Source organism: Trichococcus sp., from assembly GCF_049589555.1.
Classification (GTDB): Bacteria; Bacillota; Bacilli; order Lactobacillales; family Aerococcaceae; genus Trichococcus.
Map to the genome: position 1 here is coordinate 1 of NZ_JBAWAZ010000351.1, position 8,308 is coordinate 8,308.

The window sequence follows — 8,308 nt, forward strand, 5'->3', positions numbered from 1 at the left end:
GCCTTGGAGATCGGTGGAAACCTTGCCGATTTCCTCACGGTAATATTCATATTTGATGCGTTCCTGGGCAGCGTGCTGATCGATGATGTAGAGGCCATTTTCGTTCTGCGCGAACAGGTAAGTGCCGTGCATCTGGCCAAAAAAATGCAACTCCGGGAAAGGCCGCTTGCTCGCCGGTCCCTTCTCTGCCTCCGCTTCGACTTTCTGGACGGTTTTCATGATCGGTTCTTCATGGGCAGCCGGATTAATTGGTTCAACAGACAGGTAAGGCGCGCTTGGTTCATTGCGGTCCTGTTTTGGCTGGCCACTGAACGGAACAACGTCCGCTTCTTGTTCTTCACTCGGAAGGGGAAGGTCCTCCGAAGGCGCGGTTTCATCAGAACCCATATAAACTTGTTCGCGTTCCGCATTTTCATTATGAACCGGCCGGTTGTCCCCTGCTGTCTCCAAAGATCGGAAATCCTCATTTTCGCTGATCGCCGGCAGCTTCGTTTCCGTTTCTTGCACAAGCTCTTGATCGAATGACCGGAAAGAGACGCTCAATTGCTCGGTCCGGACCGTTTCAGCCGGATTCGGGCGTTTGAATTTCAGATTTTCGATGCCGCTCGGGATGCGTTCTTCGGTCCGCAAAACAGCAGCGACTGCGCTTTCGATCAATTCGCCGAGCTCTTTTTCTTTGCTGATCCTGACTTCTTTTTTCGAAGGGTGGACATTCACATCCAAAAGCAGGGAGTCCGCATCCATCACAATGACGGCGAGCGGATACCTTCCGACCATCAGCTTGGATCCATAGCCATCGATGATCGCTTTGTTCAAGGCGTAATTTTTTATGAAACGCCCGTTCAGTATCAAGGTGATGTAGTTGCGGCTTGCCCGCGTCGTGTCAGGCAAACTGATATAGCCCTTCACTTTGAAGTCCAGATTTTCGTTCTCGATCAGTTTCATCTTCTTGGCGGTCAGTGTCCCGTAGACGCCCGCGATGGTCTGGCGCAGATCGCCATTCCCAGCCGTATGCAGAAGTTGGTTGCCTTCATGATGCAAACGGAAGGCGATCTCCGGATGGCTCAAGGCGATCCGGTTCATGATGTCTGTGATGTTCGACAACTCAGTCTGCAAGGAACGGATGTATTTCAGCCGGGCTGGCGTGTTGTAGAAAAGGTCTTCGACGATGATCGTCGTCCCTTTACGGGATTTGTTCGGCCTTTCCTCTCCGATGACGCCGCCCTTTATCGACAAGTAGGTGCCGCTTTGATCAGCGACAGCCGTTTCGATCGAAACTTTGGCAACGGAAGCGATACTGGGCAAAGCTTCACCCCGAAACCCCAGCGAGTGGATGCGGAAAAGATCATCCTGCGTGTAGATTTTGCTGGTCGCGTGCCGCGTAAAGGCAAGTTTCACCTCGTCCGCCGCGATGCCGTCGCCGTTGTCGGTGACCTGCACTTTCCTTAATCCCGCCTCTTCAATGAAAACATCGATTTGCGTACTGTTCGCATCGATGGCATTCTCCACCAATTCCTTAACGACCGATGCCGGGCGTTCGATCACTTCCCCAGCCGCGATCTGGTTCGTCAATATTTGGGAAAGTTCCCTGATTTTGGCCATCGTTCTCACCTACTTTTTTGCGATTTCAGCAACTTTTTCCAACTGTCTATCATCAGCATGGCTTGCATCGGTGTGCAATCCTCCAGCGCCAAGTCCGACAATTCATCCAGTACGTGCTTCTCGTTCGGAAGCATCGCACTTTCTTGGAACAGCGCCAATTGTTCGACCGTATCATCCGGAACAGGTGCGCCTGTTCCGGAGTGCAGCACGTGCTGTTCATTCAATGAATTGAGGATGACCTGCGCTTCGGCGATCAATTCATTGGGCATTCCGGCTAATTTGGCCACATGCAGGCCATAGCTTTTGTCTGCTGGACCCTGCATCAGTTTATGCAGAAACACCAATTCTCCGTCTTTTTCGATTGCCCCTACATGAACATTTTTTGTCCCCGCCAAATCGGCTTCGAGTTGGGTCAATTCATGGTAATGCGTCGAAAACAGCGTCTTGCCTTTGATGGTGCGATCGATGTAACGCAGGATCGCTTCCGCCAAGGCCATGCCGTCATACGTCGCCGTTCCCCTGCCGATTTCGTCGAACAAAATCAGACTCTTATCGGTGGCGAATCGCAGTGCTTGGTTCGTTTCGACCATTTCGACCATGAAAGTGCTCTGCCCGGAATAGAGATCATCCGCTGCGCCTATGCGGGTGAATATCTGGTCAAAGATAGGCAAATGGGCTTTCTCGGCGGGCACAAAGCAACCCATTTGGGCCAGTATGACAATCAGCGCGACCTGACGCATGTAGGTGCTTTTTCCTGACATATTCGGCCCGGTGATCAGCAGAATATGATTGTCCTCATCCATGGAAATGCTGTTGGGCACAAATTTATCTTTGCCGATGACACGTTCCACAACCGGATGGCGCCCTTCTTTGATGGACAGATTGCGGTCGCTGTTGCTCAATTCAGGCTTGGAAAAGTGATAGGCTTCGCTGATGTGGGCGAACGACTGAAGGACATCGATCTCCGCTACCAGTTTAGCCAGTGCCTGCAACTGTCGGCTGTATCCTTTTATCTCTTCCCGCAAGGCGACGAACAGTTCATGCTCCAATTCGACAGACTTTTCCTCCGCCTCCAAAATAAGCGTCTCTTTCTCCTTTAATGCGGGCGTTACGAAGCGTTCCGCATTGGCGAGCGTCTGCTTGCGTTCATACGTGCCTTCAGGCAGCGCTGCAAGGTTCGACTTCGTCACTTCTATGTAATAGCCAAAAATGCGGTTGTAGCCGATTTTCAGCGTTTTGATGCCGGTTTTTTCTCTTTCCTCTTTTTGCAGCATCGCTATCCAAAGTTTCCCGTTGTTCATCGCATCGCGGTAGCGATCCAATTGCTCATGGTAGCCGTCGCGGATAATGTTGCCTTCCGTGATCTGGATAGGCGGATTATCCGTAATCGCTCGTTCGATCAGTTCGATGACATCGGGATAAGCTTCCAATTTGTCGATGACATCCTGCCAAACGTCCGGTTCATCGATTGCAGCGATGGCTTGGACCAATCCCGGGATCTGCTGCAGAGAGGTTTTCAGCTGAATCAGATCGCGTCCGTTGACATTGCCTAGCGATACTCTGGCCACCAAACGTTCCAGATCATAAACCGATGTCAAAGCGTCGTTGATGTCCATCCGTTCAAAGTAGTGGTTGACCAGCGACTCCACCTTCCGCTGCCTTTCGAGTATGTCGCTCAGGTTGATCAGCGGCTTTTCAAGCCACTGTTTCAGCATGCGCCCGCCCATAGCCGTTTTTGTTTCATCCAACGTCCAAAGCAGGCTGCCTTTTTTCTGCTGCGTCCGGATTGATGCGGCCAACTCGAGGTTGCGCCGCGCATAGGTATCCATCTTCAGGAAAGCGTCCGTCTGATAAGCGACGGCTTTCTGAAGATGGGACAGGCTGCGCTTTTGGGTATCCGAAAGATAGCTCAACAACAGGACAAGCACATCTTTTTCCGACTGTTGCGGCAAATCCGCAACCAGATCATGGAAATCCGTTTCCGGAATCAGCTTCGCCTGAATGGAAACCAGGATACCGAAATGTTTTTCCAACTTTTCCGTCAGGCTGGCAGCTGTTTTTTCGTCCAGGACGATTTCTTTGAAAGGCAAGGTCTGGAGCTCGTTGAATACGGCGTCTTCGTTGGTCAGGAGGGTGACTTTCAGCTCCCCCGTTCCGATATCGACATATCCCAGCGCATACCCGCCTGCTTCGTTTTGGATGACACTGGCCAAGTAATTATTTGTTTTGCTTTCGCTGCCGTTCTCATTCAGAAATGTTCCAGGCGTAATGACCCGCACGACTTCCCGCCGCACCATGCCTTTCGTTAGCTTGGCATCCTCCATCTGTTCGCAAACGGCGACCTTGTGCCCCATTTCCACGAGTCTCCGGATGTATTCCGCCGCTGCGTGATAAGGGACCCCGCACATCGGGATCGGCTCATCGGCATTTTTGTTGCGGCTCGTCAGCGTGATTTCCAGTAATTTTGCGGCCTTCATGGCATCATCATGGAATAATTCATAGAAATCGCCCAAGCGGTAGAACAAAAACGCATCCGGATATTGCGCTTTTATGGCTAAGTATTGCTCCATCATGGGCGTGTTTTTAGTCTTCTGTGGCATTCTTTCACCTCTATCAATATATCTCTTCAGTTCTCATGCTTCATCTTTTTCGATAGCGTCATCGACGCCATGTTGGATGATGCTGATGACATTTTCCAATAGTTCGTTGGCATCCCATAAAGCTTCCCGGTATTGTTGGACCGCTATGTTGTCCTTCAATTGCTTGTTCAGTCCTACTAATTCAGCGGCTGTTTTTGCTGCCGCCGCCGGCTTAGCGTAATGTTCAAAAGCCGCGGCTTCTTTTTGCTTGCTTTTGATTGTTTCAACCAATTGTTCCAGCGCCCGATTGTCTTTTGTGTTTTCTTCGGCCTCTTGATAGCGGACGATCACTTCATTTTTTTTCAGTATTTCGATCAATCTATTCAATTCTGCTTCTGCCGGGCCTTCGATAGGCAGTTCTTGGGTCAATAGAATTCCCCTCCAAATGGGCGATCCTCATTGATCACGATGTTCTCGATTTTTACGCACTTGCCGGTCTGATCATTGATTTCAATATAGCAACCGGAAAGCAATTTCCTGCCTTTTTCGGGCACTTCATGCCGAATCGGCATTTGCGTCAGAAATTTCTGGATGATGATCTCTTTTTCGACGCCCAAGATGCTGTCGTAAGCCCCGGTCATTCCGGCATCCGTCAGGTAGCCTGTCCCTTCCGGCAAGATACGCGCATCATTTGTCTGCACATGCGTATGCGTACCAACCACAGCAGAAACGCGCCCATCCAAATACCAGCCCATTGCTTGTTTTTCACTGGTCGTTTCGGCATGAAAATCGACAAAGATGCAATTCGTTTCTTTCCGTACCTGCTCCAGTATTTCATCGGCTTTGCGGAAAGGGTCATCCAGACTGTTCATGAAGACACGGCCGTGCAGGTTCACAACAGCCAATTTCAGTTGGTTCACTTTTATGATCGTCCAACCGATGCCAGGAGTCCCTTCCGGGAAATTAGCCGGACGGATCATCTTATTGGCTGTTCCGATGAATTCGAATATGTCACGGTTATCCCACGTATGGTTCCCCATGGTGATGACATCGACACCGGTCTGCAAGAATTCTTTGTAAATTTTTTCCGTTATACCTCTGCCGCCAGCCGCATTCTCCCCGTTCACGATGGTCACTTGCGGACGGTAATGTTTCTTCAGTTGTGGGAGTGTGTCCTGCAGCATCTGTCTGCCGATTGAACCTACGACATCCCCAATAAATAATACTTTCATCTTCAGCCTCTTCTCTAAATTCTAGTCTTTTTATAGTAACATATTTTGTCTGTTTAGATAAGCCGTTGGACCCATGCCCATCAACCGGGATATCCATAAAAAGCAAAAAACGGGACAAGAAGCTGTCCCGTTTGGTTTTTAATTATTTGGCATATTCAATTACTCTTGTTTCGCGTATAACCGTAACCTTGATGTGTCCCGGATAATCTAGTTCTTCTTCGATTTTCTTTCTAATCTCACGAGCTACACGAATAGCTTGAGAATCGTCAAGTTGGTCTGGCTTGACCATGACGCGGATCTCTCTTCCTGCTTGGATAGCAAAACTGCTTGCTACGCCTTCAAAACTGTTCGAAATTGCTTCCAGTTTCTCCAAGCGGCGGATGTAGTTTTCCAGAGATTCACTTCTTGCGCCCGGACGAGCAGCAGATAAAGCGTCAGCAGATGCGACCAATACTGATATGATTGAGTTTGCTTCAACATCGCCATGATGTGAGGCAATTGCATTGATGACAACCGGATTTTCTTTGTATTTCTGGGCGATTTCTGCGCCGATTTCAACGTGCGAACCCTCTATTTCATGATCGAGAGCTTTTCCGATGTCATGCAGCAGACCTGCACGTTTGGCCAGATTGATGTCTTCGCCTAGTTCCCCAGCCATTACGCCGCAAAGTTTTGCGACTTCGATGCTGTGGTTCAGGACATTTTGTCCATAACTAGTGCGGAAATGCAGACGTCCCAAAATTTTAATCAGATCAGGATGCAAAGAATGGATGCCAACTTCAAAAGTTGCTTGTTCGCCGATTTCTCTTATGCGTTCATCCATATCCTTACGGGCTTTCTCAACTGCTTCCTCAATTCTCGCAGGATGGATACGTCCATCTTGAATTAATTTCTCCAAAGCCATTTTCGCAATTTCTCTTCGGATAGGATCAAATCCGCTTAACACGACAGCTTCTGGCGTATCATCGATGATCAGGTCAATACCTGTCAAGGTCTCCAAAGTCCGAATGTTTCTTCCTTCGCGGCCAATGATCCGGCCTTTCATGTCATCATTAGGCAGTGTAACAACTGAAACTGTTGCTTCCGAAACTAAATCGGCTGCACTTCTTTGGATCGCCTGCAGGATAATGTTTTTCGCATTACGATCTGCTTCATCTTTCGCTTTTTGGTCGGATTCTCTGATCATGACCGCAATTTCATGCGAAAGTTGATTTTCCGTTTCATCCATGATGATGTTTCTTGCATCTTCACGTGATAAGGTAGCGATTCTTTCCAGTTCATGTTGTTGCTCTTCCACCAATGCTTGAATGCGATTTTCCTCAGAAACTAAAGCGTTTTGTCTTTTGACAAGATTATCCTCTTTTGACTCGATAGATTGTTCACGTTTCGAAAGACTGGTATCTTTTCTATCCAAATTTTCTTCTCTTTGGATCAATCGATTTTCTTGTTTTTGAACCTCACCGCGTCGTTCGCGCAATTCATCTTCTATTTCTGAGCGGTATTTGTGGTTCTCATCCTTCGCCTCTAACATAGCTTCTCTTTTTGTTGTTTCTGCTTCTTTACGAGCATCTTCAAGAATTTGGGAAGCGGTATTTTTGGCACCAGCTATTTCTTTTTCGTGATTCGATTTTCGATATAAATATCCGACAACGACACCAAAAATTAAAGCTATGATAGCGAAGGCTAAAGTCCATATATCCATAGTTTCACCTCCGTATCTATTTAATTTTGTTGTCAAAAAAAATGAATAAAAATTAGTTTTACAATGTGCAGAATGAAGCGATACACATAAATTCATTCTAAACGTAGAATACTGACATGTCAACGATAAAACGGTAACATAACCAAAATACATTCAAACCTGTTTCGATATTGCCCTTTTTTCCGATTTTGAAAAAAGAAAGAGGCCCGGATTTTGGTCCCGGCCTCTTGAAAAATATTTTTTATTCGTCCAACAGATCGACCGATTCAACCGGCTCGTTTTTTTCTTTTGCCTCTACCGCTTTTTTATCGCCTATGCCGTATTCATCACGGACAAGCTTCTCGATTTCAGCTCTCATCTCTGGATGCTCTGTCAGGAATTTTTTTGCATTTTCGCGGCCTTGGCCAATGCGTTCCCCTTTGTAGGCATACCAAGCGCCACTCTTGTTGACGATATCCTTCTCTGAAGCCATATCGATGATTTCGCCGACTTGGGAAATGCCTTCCCCGTACATGATGTCCACTTCAGCTGTCCTGAATGGCGGCGCAACTTTATTTTTTACCACTTTGATTTTTGTGCGGTTACCCATGATTTCTGTTCCGCTCTTGATCTGTTCCGCTCTTCTGACTTCCAGACGGATAGTAGCGTAAAATTTAAGCGCTCTTCCTCCTGGCGTCGTTTCCGGATTTCCGAACATGATGCCGATTTTCTCACGGACTTGGTTGATGAAGATTGCGATCGTTTTTGTTTTGTTGATCGATCCGGATAGTTTCCGTAAAGCTTGGGACATCAGACGTGCTTGCAGACCCATATGTGAGTCTCCCATTTCGCCTTCTATTTCAGCACGCGGAACCAATGCGGCAACCGAGTCGATGACCACAATGTCGACAGCCCCTGATGAAACCAAAGCATCAGCGATTTCCAGGCCTTGCTCACCTGTATCCGGTTGGGAAAGCAACAATTCATCGATATCCACACCCAAAGCTGCAGCATATTTTGGATCCAAAGCATGCTCAGCATCGATGAAGGCAGCAACGCCGCCCTTTTTTTGCACTTCGGCAATCGCATGGAGCGCAACGGTTGTTTTACCTGATGATTCAGGACCGTACACTTCGATGATACGGCCTCTCGGATAGCCGCCTACGCCCAACGCAACATCAAGAGCCAACGAACCACTGGGCACAGTGGATATT

General features: G+C 48.1%; 6 protein-coding genes. All 6 read right to left on the reverse strand.

Translation table 11 applies throughout. The features are described 5' to 3' along the window. The coding region (gene mutL / locus WBV27_RS12100; RefSeq protein WP_424202387.1) for a DNA mismatch repair endonuclease MutL at positions 1 to 1,602 on the reverse strand (1,602 nt) is incomplete at its 3' end. Between the two features lie 5 nt (positions 1,603 to 1,607). After that, positions 1,608 to 4,202 carry a DNA mismatch repair protein MutS gene (gene mutS, locus WBV27_RS12105; RefSeq protein WP_424202388.1) on the reverse strand — a complete coding sequence of 865 codons (2,595 nt, stop codon included), beginning with the start codon at positions 4,200 to 4,202 and terminating at the stop codon, positions 1,608 to 1,610. Positions 4,203 to 4,235: 33 nt separating this feature from the next. Then, the gene (locus tag WBV27_RS12110; RefSeq protein WP_424202389.1) at positions 4,236 to 4,610 is read right to left on the reverse strand and encodes a YlbF family regulator; all 375 of its coding nucleotides are present in this window, start codon (positions 4,608 to 4,610) and stop codon (positions 4,236 to 4,238) included. Further along, a complete protein-coding gene (locus tag WBV27_RS12115) occupies positions 4,607 to 5,413 on the reverse strand; it encodes a TIGR00282 family metallophosphoesterase (RefSeq protein ID WP_319995633.1) in 807 nt (268 codons plus the stop codon). The genes WBV27_RS12110 and WBV27_RS12115 overlap by 4 nt, the downstream gene beginning before the upstream one ends. A 142-nt stretch (positions 5,414 to 5,555) precedes the next feature. Further along, entirely contained in the window at positions 5,556 to 7,115 is a 1,560-nt protein-coding gene (gene rny / locus WBV27_RS12120) for a ribonuclease Y (RefSeq protein ID WP_086628079.1), read from the reverse strand. A 241-nt stretch (positions 7,116 to 7,356) separates the two neighbouring features. After that, positions 7,357 to 8,307 (reverse strand): recombinase RecA, encoded by a 951-nt coding sequence (gene recA, locus WBV27_RS12125; protein WP_424202390.1) that lies wholly within the window; start codon positions 8,305 to 8,307, stop codon positions 7,357 to 7,359. Position 8,308: the final 1 nt, after the last annotated feature.

Bases quoted from the DNA above. Each gene is read 5' to 3' on its own strand.
- WBV27_RS12115 (WP_319995633.1), bottom strand. From the start codon at position 5,413: ATGAAAGTATTATTTATTGGGGATGTCGTAGGTTCAATCGGCAGACAG.
- rny (WP_086628079.1), bottom strand. From the start codon at position 7,115: ATGGATATATGGACTTTAGCCTTCGCTATCATAGCTTTAATTTTTGGT.
- mutS (WP_424202388.1), bottom strand. From the start codon at position 4,202: ATGCCACAGAAGACTAAAAACACGCCCATGATGGAGCAATACTTAGCC.